Origin of the sequence: Priestia megaterium, from assembly GCF_041941685.1 — a bacterium.
Classification (GTDB): Bacteria; Bacillota; Bacilli; order Bacillales; family Bacillaceae_H; genus Priestia; species Priestia megaterium_C.
In genome coordinates, this window is the sequence record NZ_CP130958.1 from 2908645 (window position 1) to 2932220 (window position 23576).

The 23576-nt window shown below is 38.8% G+C and carries 21 protein-coding genes and 6 pseudogenes; 3 read left to right on the top strand and 24 right to left on the bottom strand.

Going from position 1 to position 23576, the window contains the following annotated elements:
• Positions 1 to 78 precede the first annotated feature (78 nt).
• Positions 79 to 213 carry a hypothetical protein gene (locus tag Q5794_RS15080; RefSeq protein WP_264295212.1) on the top strand — a complete coding sequence of 45 codons (135 nt, stop codon included), beginning with the start codon at positions 79 to 81 and terminating at the stop codon, positions 211 to 213.
• Between the two features lie 56 nt (positions 214 to 269).
• Here Q5794_RS15080 and Q5794_RS15085 read toward each other — a convergent pair whose 3' ends face one another.
• From Q5794_RS15085 to Q5794_RS15120, 8 genes and pseudogenes are all read right to left on the bottom strand, one after another.
• On the bottom strand, positions 270 to 536 hold the full coding sequence (locus tag Q5794_RS15085; RefSeq protein ID WP_374988122.1) for a DUF4183 domain-containing protein: 267 nt from the start codon (positions 534 to 536) through the stop codon (positions 270 to 272).
• Positions 537 to 815: 279 nt separating this feature from the next.
• Complete coding sequence (locus Q5794_RS15090; protein WP_214986759.1) at positions 816 to 2048, bottom strand: aminopeptidase; 1233 nt, start codon at positions 2046 to 2048, stop codon at positions 816 to 818.
• A gap of 143 nt (positions 2049 to 2191) precedes the next feature.
• Positions 2192 to 2986, bottom strand: coding sequence for an IclR family transcriptional regulator (locus Q5794_RS15095; protein ID WP_192993894.1), 795 nt, complete (start codon positions 2984 to 2986; stop codon positions 2192 to 2194).
• Between the two features lie 51 nt (positions 2987 to 3037).
• The gene (locus Q5794_RS15100) at positions 3038 to 3814 is read right to left on the bottom strand and encodes a fumarylacetoacetate hydrolase family protein (protein WP_214986761.1); all 777 of its coding nucleotides are present in this window, start codon (positions 3812 to 3814) and stop codon (positions 3038 to 3040) included.
• Between the two features lie 107 nt (positions 3815 to 3921).
• The gene (locus Q5794_RS15105) at positions 3922 to 6099 is read right to left on the bottom strand and encodes a malate synthase G (RefSeq protein WP_374988123.1); all 2178 of its coding nucleotides are present in this window, start codon (positions 6097 to 6099) and stop codon (positions 3922 to 3924) included.
• 171 nt (positions 6100 to 6270) lie between these two features.
• Positions 6271 to 7721 (bottom strand): annotated as a pseudogene (locus Q5794_RS15110) (FAD-linked oxidase C-terminal domain-containing protein).
• Entirely contained in the window at positions 7705 to 9066 is a 1362-nt protein-coding gene (locus tag Q5794_RS15115; RefSeq protein ID WP_374988124.1) for a (Fe-S)-binding protein, read from the bottom strand. The pseudogene Q5794_RS15110 and the gene Q5794_RS15115 overlap by 17 nt, the downstream one beginning before the upstream one ends.
• A pseudogene (locus Q5794_RS15120) lies at positions 9067 to 10393 on the bottom strand (FAD-binding oxidoreductase). It lies immediately after the preceding gene.
• A 382-nt stretch (positions 10394 to 10775) separates the two neighbouring features.
• Between Q5794_RS15120 and Q5794_RS15125 the strand changes: the two are divergent.
• Positions 10776 to 12476 carry an L-lactate permease gene (locus Q5794_RS15125; RefSeq protein ID WP_374988125.1) on the top strand — a complete coding sequence of 567 codons (1701 nt, stop codon included), beginning with the start codon at positions 10776 to 10778 and terminating at the stop codon, positions 12474 to 12476.
• Between the two features lie 59 nt (positions 12477 to 12535).
• Here the strand turns inward: Q5794_RS15125 and Q5794_RS15130 are convergent, their stop codons facing one another.
• Both Q5794_RS15130 and Q5794_RS15135 read right to left on the bottom strand, forming a co-directional pair.
• A complete protein-coding gene (locus Q5794_RS15130; protein WP_223260190.1) occupies positions 12536 to 12808 on the bottom strand; it encodes a hypothetical protein in 273 nt (90 codons plus the stop codon).
• A gap of 134 nt (positions 12809 to 12942) precedes the next feature.
• Positions 12943 to 13590 (bottom strand): VC0807 family protein, encoded by a 648-nt coding sequence (locus tag Q5794_RS15135; RefSeq protein ID WP_013057564.1) that lies wholly within the window; start codon positions 13588 to 13590, stop codon positions 12943 to 12945.
• A 507-nt stretch (positions 13591 to 14097) separates the two neighbouring features.
• On the opposite strand from Q5794_RS15135, the gene Q5794_RS15140 reads away from it, so the two are divergent.
• A complete protein-coding gene (locus tag Q5794_RS15140) occupies positions 14098 to 14901 on the top strand; it encodes a lipid II flippase Amj family protein (protein WP_374988126.1) in 804 nt (267 codons plus the stop codon).
• A 27-nt stretch (positions 14902 to 14928) separates the two neighbouring features.
• Here the strand turns inward: Q5794_RS15140 and Q5794_RS15145 are convergent, their stop codons facing one another.
• The 14 genes and pseudogenes from Q5794_RS15145 to Q5794_RS15210 all read right to left on the bottom strand — a co-directional run bounded on the left by Q5794_RS15145 (position 14929) and on the right by Q5794_RS15210 (position 23477).
• A complete protein-coding gene (locus Q5794_RS15145) occupies positions 14929 to 15705 on the bottom strand; it encodes an ABC-2 transporter permease (RefSeq protein ID WP_374988127.1) in 777 nt (258 codons plus the stop codon).
• Complete coding sequence (locus Q5794_RS15150; RefSeq protein ID WP_374988128.1) at positions 15702 to 16592, bottom strand: ABC transporter ATP-binding protein; 891 nt, start codon at positions 16590 to 16592, stop codon at positions 15702 to 15704. The genes Q5794_RS15145 and Q5794_RS15150 overlap by 4 nt, the downstream gene beginning before the upstream one ends.
• 12 nt (positions 16593 to 16604) lie before the next feature.
• Positions 16605 to 16796, bottom strand: coding sequence for a PLD nuclease N-terminal domain-containing protein (locus Q5794_RS15155; RefSeq protein ID WP_057235575.1), 192 nt, complete (start codon positions 16794 to 16796; stop codon positions 16605 to 16607).
• Complete coding sequence (locus Q5794_RS15160; RefSeq protein ID WP_013057570.1) at positions 16797 to 16997, bottom strand: hypothetical protein; 201 nt, start codon at positions 16995 to 16997, stop codon at positions 16797 to 16799.
• Positions 16997 to 17317: a YxlC family protein gene (locus Q5794_RS15165; RefSeq protein WP_013057571.1), complete on the bottom strand. Its 321-nt coding sequence runs from the start codon at positions 17315 to 17317 to the stop codon at positions 16997 to 16999. The genes Q5794_RS15160 and Q5794_RS15165 overlap by 1 nt, the downstream gene beginning before the upstream one ends.
• A pseudogene (gene sigY / locus Q5794_RS15170) lies at positions 17314 to 17844 on the bottom strand (RNA polymerase sigma factor SigY). The gene Q5794_RS15165 and the pseudogene sigY overlap by 4 nt, the downstream one beginning before the upstream one ends.
• A 97-nt stretch (positions 17845 to 17941) precedes the next feature.
• Positions 17942 to 18282 (bottom strand): annotated as a pseudogene (locus Q5794_RS15175) (DUF1033 family protein).
• A 372-nt stretch (positions 18283 to 18654) separates the two neighbouring features.
• Positions 18655 to 18873, bottom strand: a complete 219-nt coding sequence (locus tag Q5794_RS15180; protein ID WP_214986776.1) for a spore germination protein — start codon at positions 18871 to 18873, stop codon at positions 18655 to 18657.
• A 109-nt stretch (positions 18874 to 18982) separates the two neighbouring features.
• Complete coding sequence (locus Q5794_RS15185) at positions 18983 to 19504, bottom strand: hypothetical protein (protein WP_214986778.1); 522 nt, start codon at positions 19502 to 19504, stop codon at positions 18983 to 18985.
• Between the two features lie 123 nt (positions 19505 to 19627).
• Entirely contained in the window at positions 19628 to 19867 is a 240-nt protein-coding gene (locus tag Q5794_RS15190; protein WP_013057577.1) for a YiaA/YiaB family inner membrane protein, read from the bottom strand.
• Positions 19868 to 20148: 281 nt separating this feature from the next.
• Positions 20149 to 20349, bottom strand: a complete 201-nt coding sequence (locus Q5794_RS15195; protein WP_214986810.1) for a DUF6501 family protein — start codon at positions 20347 to 20349, stop codon at positions 20149 to 20151.
• A 79-nt stretch (positions 20350 to 20428) separates the two neighbouring features.
• Positions 20429 to 21202 (bottom strand): carboxylesterase, encoded by a 774-nt coding sequence (locus Q5794_RS15200; RefSeq protein ID WP_214986811.1) that lies wholly within the window; start codon positions 21200 to 21202, stop codon positions 20429 to 20431.
• A 120-nt stretch (positions 21203 to 21322) separates the two neighbouring features.
• A pseudogene (gene ssuD, locus Q5794_RS15205) lies at positions 21323 to 22383 on the bottom strand (FMNH2-dependent alkanesulfonate monooxygenase).
• 219 nt (positions 22384 to 22602) lie between these two features.
• Positions 22603 to 23477 (bottom strand): annotated as a pseudogene (locus tag Q5794_RS15210) (STAS domain-containing protein).
• Between the last annotated feature and the right edge of the window lie 99 nt (positions 23478 to 23576).

Below are 23576 nucleotides of genomic sequence, written 5' to 3' on the forward strand. Positions count from 1 at the left end.
GAAAACCTCCCTTTTTCACATATTATTTCACTTCCCTGTACATACTAGAAGCGAAACTGAAAATGGGAGGTCATTCCAATGGATTTCGTCCGTTTTTTGCAATATTTTTGTTCAATCGCCGGTGCTCTATGCTTAGGGTTTACCTACTATCACATGTTCAAGCGTGACGCTCTGGTTAAAAAAGAAGAATCACAGCAAGGTGGAACTGATTAACGTTCACCTTGTTTTTTATGTGCAGGCATGTGTACTTCGCATTCTGTGGTTGAAAGTTAGATTACTTTAATCATTTGTAAAATCACGGGTGACTTTTCTAAAGGAATATCCTCTGTGTTAATAATAAGAAGTCCTTTTTGGACGCTGTAATTGGAGGAAGGCTGTAACATACCGTTTATGAATAGATTACTGTATGAGTAGCTCTCAGGATCCAATATATGCTGAGTGCCGTATTCTTTTAACGCATCTTGATCTGTAAAGATGCGCTTGCTGCCTTCGGCTACGGTATAGTATTCAAAGATGCGAACTTTTTTCGGGAACATATACCTAAATTCCTGCTGAGGCCACACGGGAAGCTTAATAAAAGATGTTGAACAAGAGGGTGCATACTGATCGCAGCCGTAAGATTTTTTTTCAAGAAAAACTCTCCTTCACAGATGTACAAACTTAAAAGTGATAAAGTGAAGATTATGCTATCGTTTTGTTTTAAAGCGTAATAGCGTGTAAGATATATAAATCTTAGTTTTAGAGAAATTTTGCGGTCATAATAAAAGCTTCTGCGGATGTAGCGCAGAAGCTTTTATTATTGTTATTTATTTAATTCAAAACGCCCAGTTCCCTTTTCTAAACACAGGCTCGCTTGTGCCGTCAGCTTTAATGCCGTCGATGTCCATTTCAGCTGAGCCAATCATGAAGTCAACGTGGGTGATACTGTCGTTTGCTCCGTTTTGTGATAGCTCTTCTTTAGACATCGTTTTTCCGCCTTCTAAACAGAAAGAATACGAGCTGCCGATGGCTAAGTGATTGGATGCATTTTCGTCAAACAGCGTGTTGTAGAAGATGATGTTTGACTGAGAAATTGGCGATTGATGCGGTACTAAGGCTACTTCTCCTAAGTATTTGGCACCTTCATCTGTTTCAATGAGGTGCTTTAACGTTTCTTCGCCTTCTTCTGCTTTTACATCAACAATTTTTCCGTTTTCAAATGTTAGCGTGAAGTTTTCAATTAAGTTTCCTGCGTAGCTAAGCGGTTTTGTGCTTGTTACTTGACCGTTTACGCCGTCTTTTTTTGGAAGTGTAAATACTTCTTCTGTTGGCATATTGGCCATGAACGAGTTACCGTCCTCATTAACACTGCCTGCGCCAACCCAAATATGTTTGTCAGGAAGCTCAATTGTTAAATCCGTTCCTGGCGCTTTATAGTGAAGCTTAGCAAATTTCTTTTCATTTAAAATGTCTACTTTTTTATGTAATGAAGCGTTATGCTCTTCCCATGCAGCCACTGGATCTTCTTGGTCTACGCGCACGGATTTGAAAATAGCTTCCCACAGTTTTTCTTGCTGCTGTTCTTCTGGAACGTCAGGAAATACTTTAGCTGCCCAGTCTTTTGAAGGAACAGCTACAATGGACCAGCTGATTTTATCGGATTGGATCGCTTCACGGAATTTTTTCATTGCTTTTCCGCTTACTTTTTGGAACGCAGCAATACGTTTGCCGTCTACTCCTTTTAGTAAGTCAGGACCACTTGAAATTACAGATAAAACAGCGCCTCCGTTTTTCACAAGCTCTTCTCTTGCTTGAGCTTTCCAAGCAGGAAATTCATTAAATACAGATTCATCCGCTTTTTCATATTTCAAACGAACTAAATGATCGTCATGCCAGTCTACATCAACAGACTTTGCTCCGGCTTCGTACGCTTTTTTCGCAATTTCACGAACAAAATCAGCGGAAGAAATATCGGCATTAATGTTTAATACTTGCCCTTTTTGAATGTTTACACCGACTTTTACAGCTAGCTCGGCGTATTTTTCAATATTGCGCTCAAACTGTTCCATAATTTATCTCCTTTACGTATATATTCTAACGACTTTATTGTATCATGAATAAAACATCAATTGAAAATCCTAGGCTATAGTTTACATAATATAATTACGTTATTTTACAGATTATTATATAGCAAAAGTTTGTTCTCTAAGAATCAGAACAAACTTTTGTTTTTCACAGATTCAGTTTTGTAGCCGAGCCGCTCCGAAATGTTCTTGCCTATATCAACCATGCGTTCTTGAAGATACGTTAATCGCTCATTTGTCATACGCATCGTAGCACCGGAAATGCTGACTGCGGCAACGACCTGACCAAGGTGATCAAAAATGGGCGCTGCGATGCAGGTAATTCCATATTCATTTTCTTCTAAATCCAGCGCATATCCTTTTTGTTTTACTTCTGAAAGTTCTCGAAGAAAGCTTTCTTCATCTGTAATGGTGTGATCGGTATGAGCTGGTAAGCCTTTTCTTTCAAGAATGCTTGTTACCGTGTTAAGCGGTAAAAAAGCTAGGATAGCTTTACCGACAGACGTACAGTGCATAGGCGCTCTTTTCCCCACTTTTGAATGCATGCGCAGCGTCTGATTGCCTTCTAATTTTTCAATATACACTACTTCACCTTGATCGTAGACAACAAGATGAATAACTTCATTTGTTTCACTTTCAAGTTCTTGCAAAAACGGCTTTGCTTCCGTTCGTAGATCAATAGAATCTAAAAGTTTTGAACTTACTTCTAAAAACTTATACCCAAGCTTGTACCGCCCGGTTTCTTGATCTTGTTCAATATAGCCGTACTGAGCAAGAGTAGTTAGAATACGGTATACGGAGCTTTTATTGATGTCCATTTGCTTTGCAATTTCTGTGACGCCTACCCCTTCTCTTTCCATGCTGACAATTGTGACGATATCCAACGCCCGGCTTACAGACTTCACCATGTTTTCTCTCTCCATTTTTCTCTCTCCTTTATGTGTCGTGTTACTGCCGGGCATTTTTTATCACTCTTATACGTTTACACGTTCTTTCTCTGCAACAAACGGATTTTGGAGGGTTCCAATTTCTCGGATGGTGCATTCAATGACATCGTTTGCGCTTACCAGCTCCGCACCGACCGGACTTCCTGTTAAAACCACATCTCCCGGCTTAAGGGTCATAACAGTAGAAAGGTAAGCAATCATTTGCTCAACGGAAATAATCATTAAATCTGTCGAGCTGTTTTGTTTTTCAACGCCATTTAAAAACGCTTTTACATGAATGGATTTAAAATCAAGCTCCGTTTCGATTACGGGGCCAAGAGGCGTAAATGAATCAAAGGATTTTCCAATGGTCCAGTGCCCGTCTTCATGAAAATAATCCGGAGCCGTTACATCGTTTCCAATTGTATACCCAAATATATAGTCCAGCACGTCTTCTTTTGCGATGTTCTTTGCTTCTTTTCCAATAATAACTGCAAGCTCAGACTCAAACTTGACGTGCTTAATCGCAGTTGGAATGACAATGTCTTCGTTTGGACCAATCACAGAGGATACGGGCTTAAAAAAGAAGACAGGAATAGAAGGAAGTTCTCTTGGCAGCTCCGACTTCGCGGCTGCATAATTTGCACCTATTCCAATAATTTGACTCGGCTCTAAAGGAGCCAAAAGCCTTACTTCACTCAGTGAAAAAGTCTGTCCTGTATAGTCCCATTTCTCAAATATATTTCCTTTAATGACGCTGATCGTATCCTCTTTTAGTACACCTGTATGACGGCTATCTTGTACAGCGAACCTTACAAATTTCATGACATAACTCCTTTTCCCATTTGCTTGATTTTATTAAGGATAGTAGATAGTCAGATTCTTAAGATGCAAGTACAGCCTGCCATCTCTATGCTGACAGGCCGTTTTTTTTATTGTTTTATAGCTGCTTTTGCCTTTGCTTCAATACGGCGGCGGTGTAAAATTGGCTCCGTATAGCCGTTTGGCTGATCATAGCCTTGAAATACTAAATCGCAGGCTGCCTGAAAAGCAATGGATGTGCTGTAGTTCGATGCCATTGGCTGATACAGAGGATCATTTTCATTTTGTTGATCCACTACTTTTGCCATTCGCTTTAGCGTTTCAGTTACTTGTTCTTTTGTACAAATTCCATGATGAAGCCAGTTAGCTACGTGCTGACTGGAAATACGAAGCGTTGCCCGGTCTTCCATTAGCCCTACATTATTAATATCCGGTACTTTTGAGCACCCTACTCCTTGGTCGACCCATCTCACTACATACCCAAGTATTCCTTGAGCGTTGTTATCGAGCTCCTGCTGAATTTCATCTTTGCTCCAATTTGGTTTTTCTGCTACAGGAATTTGCAAAATGTCATCTTGTAAATCAGTAGACTGAGTAAGCAATTCGTTTTGAACATCTCTTACATCAATTTGATGATAGTGAAGAGCATGAAGCGTTGCTGCAGTTGGTGAAGGCACCCATGCCGTATTCGCTCCTGCTTTTAAATGCCCCACTTTTTGTTTAAGCATTTCCGCCATCATATCCGGCATCGCCCACATCCCTTTTCCAATTTGAGCGCGGCCTTGGAATCCGCTTGCTAATCCTACATTTACATTAGACTGCTCGTAGCCTTGAAGCCATTTAGACGTTTTCATATCATTTTTACGGATAACAGCGCCCGCTTCCATTGAGGTATGAATTTCGTCACCTGTTCGATCCAAGAATCCAGTATTAATAAAAGCCACTCGGTCTTTTACTTCTTTGATACACGCTTTTAAATTAAGCGTCGTGCGGCGCTCTTCGTCCATTACGCCAATTTTAATCGTATGACGCTCAAGCCCTAGCATATCTTCAATTGAATTAAATAACGTATTGGCAAAAGCCACTTCTTTGGAGCCGTGCATTTTCGGTTTAACAATATAAATAGAGCTCTTTTTAGAATTTTGATACGTACCGTTTTTAAGCAAGGTGTGTTTGGCAATTAAACTAGTAATCACGCTGTCTAAAATACCTTCATAGATTTCGTTGCCATTTCGATCTAAAACAGCGCTGTTTGTCATTAAATGCCCAACGTTTCGAACAAACATAAGCGAACGGCCAGACAGTGAAATCTTTTTCTTGTCGGGAGAAACATAGGTACGGTCTGGGTTTAAACGCCTTGTCATGTTTTGACTTCCTTTTTTAAAAGTAGACGTCAAATCACCTTTCATTAATCCTAGCCAGTTGCGGTAAACATCTACTTTATCTTCTGCGTCTACTGCGGCTACCGAATCTTCACAGTCCATAATCGTCGTAAGAGCTGCTTCCATTAAAATATCTTTTACACCCGCATCGTCTGTTTTACCAATCGAATCCGTACGATCAATTTGAACTTCAAAATGCAGGCCGTTGTTTTTGAATAAAAGAGCATCAGGGCTTTCTTCTTCTCCTTGATACCCTACAAATTTCTCTTCTTCCTGTAATTCGGTTAAACTGCCATCGTTTAATTGAGCGACAAGCTTTCCATTTTCAAGGCTGTACTGAACCACTTCCGCATGAGAAGACTGAACGAGCGGAACAACTGCATCAAGAAAATTCTTCGCAAACGCAATAACTTTTTCTCCTCGAATTGGATTATAAGAACTCGTGCGCGAAGCTCCATTTTCTTCACTGATTGCATCAGTGCCGTAAAGAGCATCATAGAGACTTCCCCAACGTGCATTAGCAGCGTTAATAGCATACCGAGCGTTATTTACTGGTACAACAAGCTGCGGTCCTGCCTGATAGGCAATTTCGCTGTCTACTCCTTCTGTACCAATAAGAAAATCTTCTGTCTTGTCTTCTAAATAGCCAATTCTCGTTAAAAACGATTTGTATTCGTTAAAGTCACCGTCAGGATTCTCTTGATGCCACGTATTAATTTGAGCTTGCAGCTGATCACGCTTTTCTAACAAACGTTTATTTACGGGTGTTAACTCGGTTACTAACGCTTCAAAATCAGACCAAAAATTTTCTGTACTTAGGCCGCTGCCCGGAAGAGCTTCCTCATTGATAAATTGATAGAGAACTGGAGCTACTTTCAGATTTCCAACTTGTTTGTAGTTTGTCACCGTCTGTTTCCTCCTCTTACTCTTTTACATTTTTAAATTTGGACGCGCTTTCATTTCTTTTTGCCAAAATAATTAAGACGAACATATGCGGTACTGTTTCTTATTACGAAACAGCGTTTTATTTTTGTTAAAAAAATCATATCATCGAGCGAATATATTTTCAAGAATTTTCTAAAAATATTCTATTTTTTTCATTTCTTTTTTGACTTCAGCGCAGCGGCTCGGACTTGGAAACAGCTTTCCTGCATTTAATAGATTTTTAGGATTAAATACTTCTCGTATATTCGTTTGTGCTTGAATTTCATCTTCATTGAAAACAAATCGCATTTCTTCTTTTTTTCAATGCCCACGCCGTGTTCGCCGGTAATCGTTCCTCCTACTTCTGCACATACTTGCAAACATGCGCTTCCGGCGTCTAGTGCTTTTTCAGTTTCCCCGGGCTTTCTAGCATCAAATAATACAAGCGGATGCAAGTTCCCGTCTCCGGCGTGAAAAATATTGGCAATGCGAAGGCCAGATTCTTCGCTAATTTTGTTAATTCGCTTCAGCACTTGAGGCAGTTTACTTCTTGGAATAACGCCGTCTTGTACGAGATAGTCAGGGGATATAGCTCCCATCGCTCCAAATCCTGTTTTACGATTTGCCCACCACCTCGCGCGCTCTTCTTCACTTTCAGCTACTTTCACTTCCCGTACGTTTTGTTTTTTACATACGTCTAAAATACGAAGGATTTGCTCTTCGATACCGGCTGAAATGCCGTCTACTTCAATTAATAAAAGAGCTTCAATATCTCTAGGGTGTCCGACTGGAAACGCAGCAGCTTCCACTCCTTCAATGGCGGTTTTATCCATCATTTCAAGCGCAGCAGGCACAATGCCGGCTGATATAATGTCTGATACCGCTTGGCTGCCGTCTTCTACGCGGTCGAAATAGGCAAGAACCGTTTGTTTTGCTTCGGGGTTTTTCAAAATGCGTACCGTAATTTTTGTAACGATTCCTAACGTCCCTTCTGATCCTGTTAAAAGCCCTAATAAATCATATCCTGGTTCATCTGGAATACCTTGCTTGCCAAGCTCAATCACATCTCCATTTGGAAGCACCACCTCTAGCCCTAAAATATGGTTGGTGGTTACTCCATATTTAAGACAGTGTGCCCCTCCTGCGTTTTCCGCTACATTTCCACCAATGGTGCAGCAATACTGACTCGAAGGATCCGGTGCATAATAATATCCTTTTTCAGAGATTGAATTGGTTAATCTAAGATTAATAAATCCCGGCTCTACAACGGCACGCCTGTTTTCATAGTCGACGTTAAGAAGGCGCTTCATTTTCACTAAACTAATAACCACTTCGTTATTAAGAGGAATCGCTCCCCCGCTCAGTCCTGTGCCTGCTCCTCTTGCAAGAAAAGGCAAATCATGTTCATTGCAGTATTTAACAATGCTAGAAACTTCTTTCGTATTTTGTGGAAATAACACCGCTTTAGGCAAATGTCTATGAATAGTAAACCCATCGCAGTCGTACGCAAGCAAATCTTCTTTATGATGCAAAATAGAATGAGGGTCTACTAGTTGAGAAAGATTTTTTACGTGAAGATCTTTTATTCTATTTTTCTTCAACACGATGTGCTTCCTCCTCTTCTTTTTGATAGGCCCACTCCAAAAGCTGTACCGTGTGAACAATTTGCTGACTTCGTCCATATTTTTTCACTCCTACAGCCATCTGCAGCATGCATCCCGGGTTTCCCATTGAAATCATTTCTACGTCATGAGGCACGTGTTCCATTTTACGTTGAAGCACAGCTCCCGCCATATCAGGATTTGTTAAATTATAAATTCCTGCACTTCCACAGCATCGGTCCGCATTAGCCATATGAACCATTTCCACTCCCGGAATAGAAAGCAAAATATCTCTTGGTTCTTCTCTAACTCCTTGACCATGAGCTAAATGGCAAGCGTCGTGATACGTAATACGCTTATGCAGCTTTGTCTGCGGGGGTCGATATCCCGTATCGTGAAGGTATTTTGAAATATCCTGGACTTTTTCAGCAAAGACTTCGGCTTTTTCAAGCCACTCTTGCTCTTCTTCTCTAAATAGTTCAGGATACTCTTTTAACATGCAGCCGCATCCTGCAGCGTTCACAATAACGGTATCGGCATGCTGAAATGTCTCTATATTTTTTTTGGCAAGCTGTCTTCCCATGTCTCGGTCTCCTGCATGAACGTGCAAAGCACCACAGCACGTTTGAGATGGAGGAATAACGACGTCGTTTCCATTTCTTCGTAATACATTAAGAGTCGCTTCATTAATATCACTGAACATGACGTCCATGATGCAGCCGGTTAAAAAAGCAACTTCTGCTTCTCTTTCGGCTTTTGCTTTTAGAACGCGTTTCTTTTTATATTTTTTTCGCACAGAACGGGTAATTTTAGGCATTACATGTTCCATTTCCGCTAGATGTGTCGGCATCATATTTAACATGCCTGTTGTGCGCATCATTTTTTGCATTCCGCTTTTTTGATACAGCTTCAATAAGCTTCCTGCAGCTTCTAAGCGATGAGAGTGAGGAAAAAGTTCTTTTAGAAAAAACTTGCTGATCATGCCTTTCCATCCCGTCAAAGGCATTGCCTGACGAATTTGGCCGCGAGCTTCTTCAATGAGTCCGCCAACGTCTACATTTGCAGGGCAAGCAGTTGTACAGGCCCGGCAATCCAAACAGGCAAACACAGGTTCTGTAAACTGCTCATTCACGCTTATTTTTCCTTCTGCTACCGATTTGATAAGGTGCACGCGTCCTCTTGGTGAATGCTGTTCTTGCCCCGTTATTTCATAAGTAGGACAAGACTCCAAGCACATTCCGCAGTGTACACAATCCGCCCATTTTTTTTCGTCTGGCGCGTCTTTCCACAAATAATTGCTGGCGCTTTGACATGGAGCATCTTTGATATCCGCTTTCGCTGAATTCACTTAGATTCCTCCTATAAATCGTTTATAGTTAAGCACGTTTTTAGCGTCCATCTTTGCTTTAATTCCTGCTAGTAACGGAAAATGAGAAGGTTCTTCTCCCCATACATTTACTTTTTGGCGTAGTATAAAAGGCAAATGTTTAACGACCACATATCCTCCGTACGTTTTAGCAGTTTCAGTAAATGAAGTAATAACGGAAAGAATGGCATCTTCTGAGCCTTTTATGTAGACCGAACAAAGACCGTGTCCAACTCCTCCATGTGCTTTTATCAGCATTGGACGGGACGTTTTTAATGCAGTACTTTTATTTATTACATCGAATACATTCATATTTGGTACGCCAATTTTTAGCGCGGCTTCCGTTTCCTCTTCGGAAGAACAGCATGCACCATTTGGACTAATGTTACTAAAAAATCCCCAAAACACTTCGGCTTCTTTTTCATGTAGCACTTTTAAAATCGTATCAGACGGCTGAATACTTTTGATGTAATTCTCTTGATAATGAACGGAACTTTCCACATCTTCAAAGCTGATTACAAGTGTAAACAGATGCTGCCCTATTACATCTTCAGCTAGAGAAGGATTTAATAATTCCAAAGCAATGGGCTCTATCATGGAATCTAAGACTTTGCTAACAAACGCATGAATTTCTTCGATATTGCCTGTTGAAAAAGAAATAAAGACAATGCTTTGATACTTGGGCAGCGGACGCAGTTTTAACGTTATTTCGGATATAACGCCGAGCGTTCCCATTGAACCAATAAACAGCTTATTCATATCATAGCCCGCCACGTTCTTGACGACTTTTCCCCCTGAACGAACAATGGTTCCATCTGAATATACGACTCTCATACCGATTACTGCATCTCGAGCCGATCCATAAGATAAGCGCTTTGGACCACTTTCATTCGCTGCAATAACTCCGCCGATTGTAGCGTAGTCTCCTAGAGCTGGATCAAGTGAAACTTGCTGATTGTGCGTTTTTAAATACGTTTGGAGCTCTCCAAAAGGCGTACCAGCTTTTACAGTAACCGTCATATCACCTACTGTATGTTCAACAATTCCGCTGTATTCAGTCAGCGAAAGCAAAAGGTCTGCTGTATCTATAAGCCCGCCAAACCCTTTTTTTGTACCGTTCCCTTCAATGACGACTTTTTTTTCCGTGTTCCGTCGCATACTTTAAAACGGCTGCTATTTCTTGTTCTGAAGTTGGCTTAACATGCAGGGACCCGTTATTTCCAAGGAAGTGATTCATATGCTGTTCTTCAAGTGTGGAAGGATGAGATAAAATGGATTTTAAATGACCTGGAAGCTTCAACGTACTCAATAAATTGACTCCTCTCGTTTTGTAATAGCAAACAACGTTTCACTAATAACATAAAGAAGTGCCATGTATAATACGACTAAAAGTAGTAGATTAATAAGAAGAATAATTAGTAGAATAGATGAAAAAATATATTTTAAGCGCTTACAATCATTAAATCACCTATTCTTGGGATTTTCAACCAGTATTTTCTTCTTATCAACAAAAAAATGTCCGTTCTTTTGAAAAAAAGTTTCTTTTAGTACTTGCCTATCATAAAAGGATTAGAATATAATGTAAGCGAATTCATTTTTACATAAGTCATCAGATGACCTTATCATCGTAGTTTTAATAGTTTCATTTTACTAAATTTATAGTTCACTAATTTGAAAATGAGGTGTTAGTTATGACATGGACACAGCAGTTCACTCCTGTAGGAAACAGCGTCATTTGGTCTTCATTAATCGCTTTGATTCCTATTCTTTACTTCTTTTGGGCTCTGGCTATTAAACGAATGAAAGGTTATATGGCTGGAGTTACAACTTTACTGGTCGCACTTGCCATTGCAATATTTGCTTATAAAATGCCGGCTAGCATGGCTTTTATGTCAGCCAGTCAAGGAGCCGTATACGGTATACTGCCGATTGGATGGATTATCATTACGTCCGTTTTTCTTTACAAACTAACCGTAAAAACCGGTCAGTTTGATATTATTCGTACCTCTGTCGTATCTATTACAGAAGATCGCAGACTTCAAGCTTTGTTGGTTGCTTTTTCGTTTGGGGCTTTTCTTGAAGGGGCCGCTGGTTTCGGCGCACCTGTTGCTATTTCAGCAGCTCTGCTGGTAGGTTTAGGATTTAATCCGCTGTATGCCGCTGGCTTATGTTTATTAGCAAACACAGCACCCGTTGCTTTTGGTGCAATCGGTATTCCTATCACGGCTATGGAAGGTCCTACTGGAGTAGCGGCAATGGAAATCTCTAAAATGGTAGGCCGCCAGATTCCTTTTATTTCTGTATTTATTCCGCTCTATTTGGTTTTTGTAATGGCAGGATTTAAGAAAACATTAGAAGTACTCCCTGCTATTCTAGTATCCGGCATCTCTTTTGCCCTTACCCAGTTTGTCAGCTCTAACTTTTTAGGACCGGAACTTCCCGATATTTTATCGGCACTCGTTTCCCTTTTTGCGCTCGCTATTTTCTTAAAATTCTGGAAACCGAAAACAACGTTTCGCTTTCAATCTGAAAAAGCAGCACATGAAGTAGCTTCCGCTTCAGCTGAGCCAAGAGAAACTCAAGTTCAACCCGCATTCTCGGGGGCTCGAATTGCAAAGGCGTGGTCACCTTTTTTAATTTTAACGATCTTTATTTCTATATGGGGAATTCCTCAAATTAAAACCGCTTTGACAGGACATTATGAAGGAGCTAACGCTTTTTTGAGCGCTATCAATTCCATCGGACATTATTTAACGTTTATGCCAGAAGTACCTTGGTTAAATAATTTGATTTTAAATGGAAATGGAGAACCGATTGCGGCAGTGTATAAGTTAGAATTGCTAGGCGCTGCCGGCACAGCTATCCTGTTGTCTGCTGTTGTCACAAAATTTATCGTCAACATCTCTTGGAAAGACTGGTTTATTACGTTTAACGAGACGTGCAAAGAATTAGCGTTGCCGCTGCTTACCATTATGTCCGTTGTGGCATTTGCTTACGTGACAAATGCGTCTGGAATGAGTACAACCTTAGGACTACTATTAGCTAAAACAGGCGCGTTATTTCCCTTCTTCTCTCCTGTACTCGGCTGGCTCGGTGTTTTTATTACAGGATCAGATACATCAGCCAACTTATTGTTCGGCAACTTGCAAAAAATCACGGCTACGTCTATTGGAATGGATCCGCTTCTTGCGCTTGCAGCAAACTCCTCTGGTGGAGTAACCGGTAAAATGATTTCACCGCAGTCCATCGCCGTTGCCTGTGCTGCGGTTGGATTGGCTGGAAAAGAATCCGATTTGCTTCGTTTCACGGTGAAGCACAGCTTATTTTTACTGCTGATTGTCTGCGTATTAACATTTTTACAATCTAATGTATTATCGTGGATGATTCCTTAATCAAAAAAAGCTTCCGTATCTAGAGGTACCCCTCTGAACGGAAGCTTTTTTTCTTTTATTTAAGATCGATTAATGGCATATACAACAAATAAAACTATGTCTAGCAAAATCATTACAACACCGACAAGCAGCCAGATGTTTCCTTGAGTCTTTTTCTCTCCTTCTTGCATTTCAAACGCCCGAATAGCAAATACAATTCCAAGGGTAAACACAAGAAAAAACAGCTGACGGTAATCGAAAAACGACAGTACAACAAAAATTAAAGTGAAAAACACCATAATCATTTCTAAAATTCGATAAGGCTGCTTTTGACATGCTAATAATAGTTTCATTTCTTGACCTACTTTCATCCCGTTTTTAATAGCGTTATTTTACTATTAATTTTAAATGAGATGTTGGTGTTTCAGGCACTGTTCACTGTTTTGCAACAAAAAAAGCGTACGTTAGCTAAACGCACGCTTCTTTTTTATTCATTTACATTTGGATTCATTGGATTATCCATCCCTGTTTTATCTTGAATTTTTTTATAGATAAAATAAGTGTAGACGGCAATTAAAATGGAGAATGCCCACGTAACGGCCTGACGGAATACAATCATATTCCCGTACCCTTCTACTCCGTACTTTTGAATCAATACGTATTTTACAATTGCTAAAAATACATAGCGGCCTGCGAACAGTACTGTAAGCCAGTTCATCATTTTGAATAAATCAGGCTGGTGGAAGAGTTTTAGAGAGTCTTCTCGCTTATAGCCCATTAAGTAAGCCGTATCTACAAAAAAGTACAAACCAATTGGCTTTTTTATCACAATGGTAAAAAGGACAACTACAGCCAGTCCAATCATAAAGTATACTTGATTGTTTAACATTGTTGCTGCGTTTCCTGAAATTAAATCAATAATGGTACGTGCCAGCAGCGTAATGACAATAAACAATCCTGTTACGTTAAACTGGCGATCTTTAATAAATGTATAAATGGTATACACAAACGCTGGTGCTGTTGAAAGCAAAATGGCATAGTAATCACCAATAATGTCTTTTCCTTGGTTCCATATTAGGTAAGGAATAGCGATATAAAAAAGTAAATCAAACCATACTCGTTTTGTATTGTTCATATATAACTCCTTTAAAAACGTTGTTCCTGCTATTATATGGGATACTACGCAAGAAAAAAAGGCTTTTACCTGGAATGTTATGAAATTTTAATCATTTAATGTTTAGATCCAGAGCGACAGGGAAAACAATTTCTAGAAAGACTTCAAGAATTATAAACATCCAAACACTTGAGCAGCAACACATGTGCCACAAGTGAAAAATGCTGAAAGGATTGATTCATTATCGCACTTCACCTAACGTACACGTCAGAAATGGAAAAGGCCATGCAGCTTTCTCACGGCGTGGGGTATGCTGAATATAGCCGTAAACTAGACAAACGTTTACAGGTGGAAAAAGAACGAGAAAAGGATTATCAGGCCAGCAAAGATATACTGCGTGATATTAACCAGCACCGATAATAAAAAGCCGCTTGCTACTTTTAGTAGCAGGCGGCTTTTTATTTACAAACGAACCAAAATTATACATAATAAGGAAGTGCATGTATTGAAGAAAGGAACTTGCTTATTATGATGGAAAAATTACTGATTATTTGTGTGTTTGTAGGCATTATTCACATGATTGAAACACTAGCCTACTCTGTGAGACTTGCGGGCTTGAAAACTGGGAAGCTAGTCGTGGCTTTATCTCTTTTTAATATTATTGTTATTGTGTCAAGAACAGCTAATATGGTGCAAGCCCCGTTGACTGGAAAATTAGGAGATGCAGTTCAGTCTAAAGAAGATCTGCCCGTTCTGCTTCATCAGCTTCAAACCATCTTGCTTGCGGCTTCTATTGGGACAATGGCAGGCGCCCTTTTACTTCCTAGCTTTGTGTCGATCTTCTCCCGAATGATTTCGCACTTAGAAGTATCGGGTTCTGTACCTCAAATGATGAAAAGCATTACTTCTATACATACGCTGGAAAAAGCAAAAAAACACGTGAAGCGTCCTAGGTGGATCATGCTTTCTCAGCTGCGAATTGGCGGAGTTCCCAAGCGGTTGCTGCTTTTGAATTTAATGGCTACGACCATTTATACAGTAGGTGTTCTTTCCACTCTTTATGCTTCTACACTTGAGCCTACTCTTTCTAAATCAATTCTGATGTCTTCCGGTCTTATTAACGGACTAGCGATGATTACCCTTGCTGTGTTTGTAGATCCGCAAGTAGCCATTTTAACTGAAAAGGTAATGAAAGGTGAATCTACTAAGCAATCTATGAACAAAATGGTTGGTACACTTGTCATCTCTCGTTTGTGCGGGACAGTATGTGCCCAGATTCTCTTAGTCCCCGCTGCTCTTTATATTGCATGGATTTGCAAATTAATCCCTTAAAAAAAAGACTTCGTTAAAGAAGTCTTTTTATACATATTCCACTTTTTTGTATCTACGAACAGCAGCGATTAAAAGAAAAAAGCTGCTCATTAACGTAACAACTACGGTATAGGTGACACTTTGTGACCAGTGCAATTGTTCAAGCAGGCGAGCCGCGTATTGTGACAGCGCTGCAGGACTCCACTTTAATTGATTCGTAAACAAAGTACTCAAAAATGAAAGTAACGCAATGATCAAAATACTTACTCCAGCAATCCCTCCGCTTTGTAAAAGAAATGTTCCTGCTGCCACTAAAACGGACAAGATAAAAATCAGCCACAGGCTGTATAAAAGAAAGCTAACTAGCATATGAGTCCAATCCACATGTGAAAATAAAAGATTTGTATAATGCCACGCTGCTATATAGCTTATAAATATTGAGCCAATGACCAGTACGATTTGCGCAGCCCATTTACTCATAATGTATTGAATGACGCTCACCGGTCTCATCATAACAAGTACAGCAGTATGATTTTGTCGTTCATTTGAAATCATATTCATGCTTGCTAGTACAATCAGTAAGGTTCCTATTGTGCTATATTGTGAAAGGACACCTTGCATTACTTCTTGACCGGTGGGCGTAGGAAGTTGAATAATTGCTCCTTTTGGTAAATTCCCTGCCACGTTAATGATTTGTGGCATATAATAATTCGTTAAAGGCTGTGTGATGCCTAGTAAAATTAGAGAGAGTGGCAGCCAAATTCCTTTGCCGTTCGCAAATAATTCATGCAGTTCCTTTTTAAATAAGACTCCAAATGTGTTCATTTGTTCATCACCTCTAGATACACATCTTCGAGAGAATGCTGTTTTCGTTCAAATGAAACAAGGTTTGCTTGTTGATCAACAAGCAGTTGAAGCAGTTGCTGCTGCTGAGATGTATCTTTTACACCTACAGTGGCTTTATAAGGAGAATGAAACAGCACCTGTTCACTTGGCAGACTGCTAAGAGGTGCAGGGAGCCTTTCTTCTGTTTCAATCGTAAAAGCAGGAGCCGTAAACTCTTGGCGCAGCGAACTCTTTGTTCCATTCCATTTCATACGTCCGTTTTTAATCATGATAATGTTATCGCATATTTGTTCTGCATCATGCAAAATGTGAGTTGAAAAAAGGATGGTCGTATCTTTTTTTAATGTTTCGATAATCATTAGGACATCTTTTCTGCCTTCAGGATCCAAAGCCGAAACCGGTTCATCTAGAATTAACAGTTCAGGTTTATGTAACAAGGCTTGCGCCAAGCCCAAACGTTGTTTCATTCCTCCAGAAAAGCCAGCAATTTTCTGCTTTTCCTTTCCTTTTAAACCTACAGTTTCAAGTACTTCATCTATTCGTTGGGAAAGCACATTTTTTGAAATGTTAGATAAAAGACCTAAAAAAGTTAAATACTGCGGAGGCGTCATCCAATTAAAAAACGTAGGATGCTGTGGCAGAAAGCCAATAAATGATCGTACGTCTTGATGCTGTTTATCTTCAAAAGAAATTTCCCCTTTATTAGGAGCAGTAAGACCTGCAATCATATGCAGAGTAGTCGTCTTACCTGCGCCGTTAGGACCTAACAATGCTACACATTTTCCTTTGTCGAGATTAAATGAAAGGTTATTTACAACAGTTATATTACGATACGCTTTTGTCAGTCTTTCTACTTGCATAAACATCTTCGTTCCACCTCACTGTTTTTTACGTCCTAAAACAAAATATAAAACGGGGCCAACTGTACTTACACATAAAATGATGAGTCCCCATAACCATTTTGGCCCGTTTGTCTCTTCTTGCTTTATGCAGCTTATCAATGCTGGAATCATTAAAAGCAATTGTAATAATAGAATTGGAGCAATTAACAACCAGTTAATGTCCTTCATTTACATCCCCCTTTTTCTTCGTGCTGGAAGCCAAATAATAAAAAACCAATAAAACAGCGTTGGCATTGGAATTTGAATCAGTCCCCATATTCCCCAAAACCATGGATGAGCGCCGCGTTTTTTTGCATTGATAAAAAGTAGAAAGCTTTGAAGAAGGAGAAATGGTGAAATAAATAGCACAAGAATCCATTTTTCATTCATTATAAAAACATCTCCTTTTTTCGTTTATAGTGAAAAACGATAAAAGAAATAGGAGCAACAATGATCCCAATTACTTCAATGGCGATAAATAAGGCAGGTATTTGTAAAATAGCAGTTGCCATTACCGTTAAAATAACAAGTGCTGTTAATGTAAATAAGCATAACTCTTTCCGGAAAGCTTTTTTCTGCTTTTGTTTTTGAATGAGAAGCTGTTCTTGAATTGCATGAAGAGAAATACGTTCATGACTTGCTAAACTCTCTAGCTGCTCCCAATCTTTTTTTAAAGAATGTAAGGACTGATTGTCATTTTCTTCTCTCATTCTTTCCACTCCTTTCTCAGTATGTTTACTCCTTTATTTACTCTTGATTTGACCGTTCCTGCTCGCATATTCAGCATATGGGCAATCTCCTCGTATGTATATCCGTAATAATGTCGAAGCAAGACAGGAATTCGAAAGCGCGAAGCGAGTTCATTAAAATCGGAAAACATCTCGCTCCATTCCACTCCTTTGTATTTAGCTTTTCACTGAAGCTGGTGCGATAAAGACTGCTTTATTCGCTGGAGACTGCTTTTTTCACGTTGTTGCTTACGCAAATAATCCATGTACAGTCTTGAAGCAATGGATATCATCCAAGTCGAAAACTTTGCTTCATTTTTGTATGAAGAAAGATTCAGGTAACACTTCATCATTGCTTCCTGACACAATTCACTGCATAAGTCCTCATCTAATGTCAGCTTTAAAAGGTATTTATATAAAAATGAATGATAGCGCTGAAATAATAATGAAAAGGCATCACCATCACCTTGTAATGCTTTTTGGACAAGGATGAAATCATCTTCTTCCAAAGCGGTCACCCCTCCTTTTTGTTTCCTCACCTATATGACGCTTTAGCGATTGAAATCGTTCATTTTTTATATAAAAAAAACGCCCCGCAGGACGTTTTTATTTAGTACGAAGCATTTTTAATCCTTCTTCATCTTCTTCTAATGAATAGACTTCATCGTTTTTAGCGAATAAAACACCGTGGAAGATTTGAAGATCATCATCACAGGCCTCGCAAAATTCCTTTTCGCCTTCGTTCCAAAAGCTAAAGAGCGCTAGTTCATCACTTCGCACGCTTGCGTATTTTTGATGAAATTCATAAATCATCATCGCGTAGTAGCGAAGCGCTTCTTCTTTTTTTCAAATTCAATGGTTTCAATAATATCTTTTTCCCAGCCTTCTAAAAACAGCCAAGGTTCACAATCACTTTTTATTTTATGAACTCTCCATTTATCTGTCATGATTGAACATCTCCTTACTTACAGCCTACTTCTAAAAATTCTCTTTTCCTTATTATTCAGCAAAAATAACTTTGAATCAAGTAAAACGGAAAAAAACGCCTATTTTCAGGAAATAGACGCCAACAAGATAGCTTAATCTGAACTTCTTTTGTATATTAGTAATAGCCCTTTAAACTGTAAGGAACTAAATTTCCCGTATAATACAAGATAATGGGAAGGAAGCCCGCTGAAGGCGGAATTTCCCCCCACCAATTGTCCACAGCTCTATCAGGTGAAACGCCAAATCAAATTGGACGTGCAAATGAAGGCATAAAATACGGATAAAACGAATACTGAAAAGGCGTGTAGAAAAAAGAGTAAAACATCCTTTCCTTATCCGTTTCCGAAGCCGTTTTGATCTGTACCATCAGGATCAAGCGTATTTGTATTAGAAAGTCCCGAATTTGTATTTACGCAAATTCCTGTATTTGAAGAGCCTGAACCCTGTGCAGTTTTAGTGTTACTTTTTGGAGAAACATAGTACGTATCTCCAAATGTAACGACTCCTCCTGTAACGTTTGGAATCACTACGTGATTAATAACAATTGGCATTATCCTCACCCTTTTTATTTTCATCGTGATGTAATATATGAACGATTTACCAAAAGGGTTATAAATTAATGGATGCAAATAAAAAATCCCCCAGCAGAATGGGGGATTTTTACGCGTTTATCTCTTTTTTAGAATGGCTTAATTCATCTCTTAAAATATCAAAATCTCTTTCTGCTACTTCTTCAATTTTAGTATACAATTCATCCCCTGTGAGGAGTCCTTTTTCTTCAAGTAATTCTACAAGAGCCTTAAACTTTATTCTAGATAAAAGCATTTCGTTTACCTTGCTCTCTGTTGACTGTTCATTTTTTACTGGTTCTTTTGTTTTAACAGGTTCTTGCTGCAGCTTCACTCTGAAAACAATATTTGTATGATCTGTAATTTCAGGTGACTGATAAAATGTACTATGCGAAATATTTTTTAACGTCAGCATTTCTTTTGTCTCCATATTCGTTACTTCAAAGTATGGATCTTCAAAAAATGCATCATATTTATCATAAGCTGCTTTGCCTACAACCGAAAAAGAAAAGTTTAGCCTTTTCAACTCTTCACCTGTATTCGCATCAGTAATCATTTTTTCTTCAAACATATCAACGTGAAAACTCACGTTATTAATCATTAGTTGTGTCAATTCAATCGCCTCCTTCTTTATTAATACGACATGGAGTGACAAGTTCCCTGTTTTTTATATAAAAAAACATCTCCCAAAAATGGGGATGTTTTTCAAGGAGCTAGAAGAATTCTCTTTTTCGCTCTACAATTCTTCTTCTGCTTTGTCATATTTGCGTTCATGCGCCGTATCTTCTTCGTTATCACGGATGGTTTTTTGAAGCACAAAAGCAGACATCGTTAAGTATAATGTTCCAACGGCATAATAACCTTTTACCGGTAATGATGCATCTAAGGTATAAATTCCTATAAACATAGCTAATAGTGCTGTAATAAAAGCTGTCCATGCTAAAAATGTAAAAGCTGCTGTATTGCGCTTTTTCATCATAGGACCTCCTCTTTTCCTTTTTCTGTTAAGCGTCGTTTCCATTTTACAATGTAAAATAATTGTTGTCATGGGTATTTATAGTCAGTTACCCTTTTGATCAGAACAAGAAACGGAAGAATTCAGGTCTTAAATCCTGGTTTATTACAAAGCCTTTTTCCAAAATGATTGGATATAACGTTCATTCGTTTTCACTAAGAAGTGGAAGGCGTTGCTTGTCAGGTTCAGTTAACAATTTCTATTGCAACAAAAAAATCATCGCCGAGACGATGATTTTTTGTTTAGACTTCAAAGTATTCTTTATAAAAGCCCCCGACTTGGCCAGTGTTATCAACAACAAAATAAAACTCTTCTGTTTCATTTTTTACATCATATGTTTTTCCTGCTGTTAATACATTTTCAACAACGAATTTTTTTGCATCTGTATGTATGCATTTTACTTGTTTGATTGTTGGACGATCGTTCCATTCTAAATGAATCATGTATGTACACTCCTTTGTTTTCATTCAAGATTCATTTTATCTCACTTGAAGTAAAAAAGAAACGGAGCGAATTTAAAAATTAAAAAATTCGCTCATGCACTTTTTTTTTGGCAACTGTTGCTTGTACAAACTGTGCAGTTTGTGCAACAATCGTATCTTTATCAAAATCCATCGACGCAACATGGTAAGAGTTCCTAAGCATGTGCTGTCTTTTTTCTGCTGATTGAATATGGTTTAAAATATAAGCTGAATTCTCAGGTGGTACAACGTTATCAACAGTTGACGTTAGTACTAAAGCTGGGCAAGTTACATGAGATAAGCGCTCTTTCGTTTCATCCATTAAAGAAAGCAGCTCACGCATGGAGCGCACTGGTACTTTATCGTACGTAATTTCATGTACATTTTGATCTTTAATATCGGGATGATCTTCTTTTAAATAACGAGGCGTATGGCGAGAGCGATACGGCTCCATTGACGGAATGGACGTCATAGCCGGATTAATTGCAATAACTCCGTCAAGATCTAGTCCTTGACTTGCTGTATGAAAGGTAAGAGTTCCTCCCATAGACTGACCTAAGATAAATATGTGACGGCATTCTTGCTTTAAACGCTGATACCCATTTAAAAAGTCTTGCTTCCACTCCTCGTATGTTGTTTGTTCAATATCATAGTAGTGAGTACCATGTCCCGTTAGTCGCAAACCGTACACAGTAAAACCTTTTTTAGCTAATTCTTTTCCGATATATTCCATACTTTGAGGAGTCCCCATAAATCCATGAGAAACAAGTATACCAATGTCGTTGCCTTTATAATAAAAAGATTCTGCGCCTTGAATTACGTCATAACGTTCCATTTTCTTCACCCTTTACCACAAATTTTCTGACTAAATGAACTATCTTTATACTACACCTATAATTCCTATAAGTCAACTAGGTTATTTAGTTTTTTATCATTCAAAAAAACGAAGCAAGAATTATCTCTTGCTTCGTTCTTTTTGAATGTGTGGAAATACTAGCTCAGCAAATGTATATGCTTCTTCTAAATGCGGGTAGCCTGATAAAATAAACGTGTCAATTCCTAGCTCTTCGTACTCTTTTAGACGCGCAGCTACAATTTCAGGACTTCCCACAAGAGCGGTTCCAGCTCCTTCTCGTGCTAAACCAATTCCTGCCCATAGATTCGGAGCAATCTCTAGTGAACCTCGATCTTTTGTTCCGCTGTGCAAGCTTGACTGTGTCTTTTGGGCTGTGGAGTCAAATGATGCAAACTTATCTTGAAACGCCTTGATCGTATCATCATTAACATGTTTAATTAATTTATCTGCAGATTCCCACGCTTCGTCTTCTGATTCTCTTACAATGACGTGCAGACGAATACCAAAGCGAATGTATCGACCTTCGTTTGCTTCATTTCATTAATTTTCGTTTTGATAACTGCAGGCGGCTCTCCCCACAATAAATATACATCTGCGTGCTTTGCTCCTACCTCTTTTCCTGCTGGAGATGATCCACCAAAGTACAGCGGAGGATACGGCTTTTGGACCGGAGGCGACGGAATATACGCACCTGTTACATCAAGATGTTCTCCTTTAAAATCCACTTTTTTTCCTTCCATTACATCTCGCCAAATCGTTAAAAATTCATCTGTTAATTCATAGCGTTTATCGTGGCTTAAATAGTTACCGTACGTTGCTTGCTCCACGGGATCTCCTCCCGTCACAATGTTCAGCATAAGTCGGCCATTTGACATTTGATCGAATGTCGAAGCCATCCGGGCGGAAAGTGTTGGAGACATTACACCGGGACGAAGCGCAATTAAAAACTTTAGTCGATTCGTGACAGAAGCAAGTGCCGATGCAATAACCCATGAATCTTCACAATTTGAGCCAGTAGGCAACAAAGCGCCATCATATCCTAAGTAATCGAGCCCATGTGCAATTTGTTTTAAGTAGTGAATGTCACTTGTTCTGCTTCCTTCGGTTGTGCCTAGATAATGTCCGTCGCCTGCTGTAGGGAAAAACCATAAGATGTTCATTTTTATTTCCTCCTAAATATAATCGCATTCTATATAAAGCGTTTTCATATGATTTGTTTCATTTTTTTCCGCTAACTATAGATGTGCATTTTTATACTAGCGTATGTAATACCATTCTTTTTATATATTAAATTAGTAAAATCATAATACCTCTTTAACCTATATGTCAAGTATGAATTAAAATAAAAAAACAAGAATTAAAAGTAATTCTTGCTTGCTTTATTTCCTCATACGTGAAGCCATCGCATTGGCAAGGGTAGATTTTGTTGATATATTTTCAAACGACAACCCTAAATGAGAAGCAGTAATCGCGATTTCAGGACGTACTCCGGATATAGTTGATTCTACGCCTATTAATTTTAATGCGTCGATCAGCTGGAAAATTTGATGAGCAACCATCGTATCGACAATGACTACCCCTGAAATATCAATATAAAGGTGGCTCACCTGCTGCTCAGCACAGCGAGTTAACGTATTTTCTAGGATTCGGCGCGCTCTTGCTGTGTCGATATCTCCAACAAGCGGAAGAATTGCAATATGATCGCTTAGTGGAATAACTGGCGAGCTCAGCTCATTGATCAGCTCTTTGTGAGCCTCAAGCAAACGCTTTGAATGCTGATGATGCTCTTCTACAAATTTATAAACGGTGATATCAAACACACGTACAATCAATTTGTTCCATTCGTCTAGTTCTCCTTGCGTAATCTCTTGTTCATGCTCTTCTACAAATCGATTTAAATAAGTCAAATACTGCTTTCTAACTCGGAAAAATTCTCGAATAATATAATGAATAGGCGTTCTTGCATGCTCTCCGTCTTCAGCAATTTTCACAATCCACATTTCAAACGAATCAAAGAACTCTTTTTCACTTCTTATAAATACATCGGCTATGTATGAATGAAATTCATTATTTTGCTCTTTTAATACTGAAATGACTTCCGGATGAGTAGATGCATAAACCGATTCTGGGTCATTGTCTTCAATGCTTTCATACCATTCTTCCGTCAGTTGATCTGCATGTTTTAAAAAAACGTTCGAATTGCTTCATTTTTATTCAAAACCATTCCCCTTTCCATACGAGCTACTACCATCATTATAATTCAACTTTTTCACCCTTACTAGTTTTATAGAAAGAGGAGAGAGAAAATTATTTTTTAGGTACTTATATCCAGTGATTTTATGCTACATTAAAG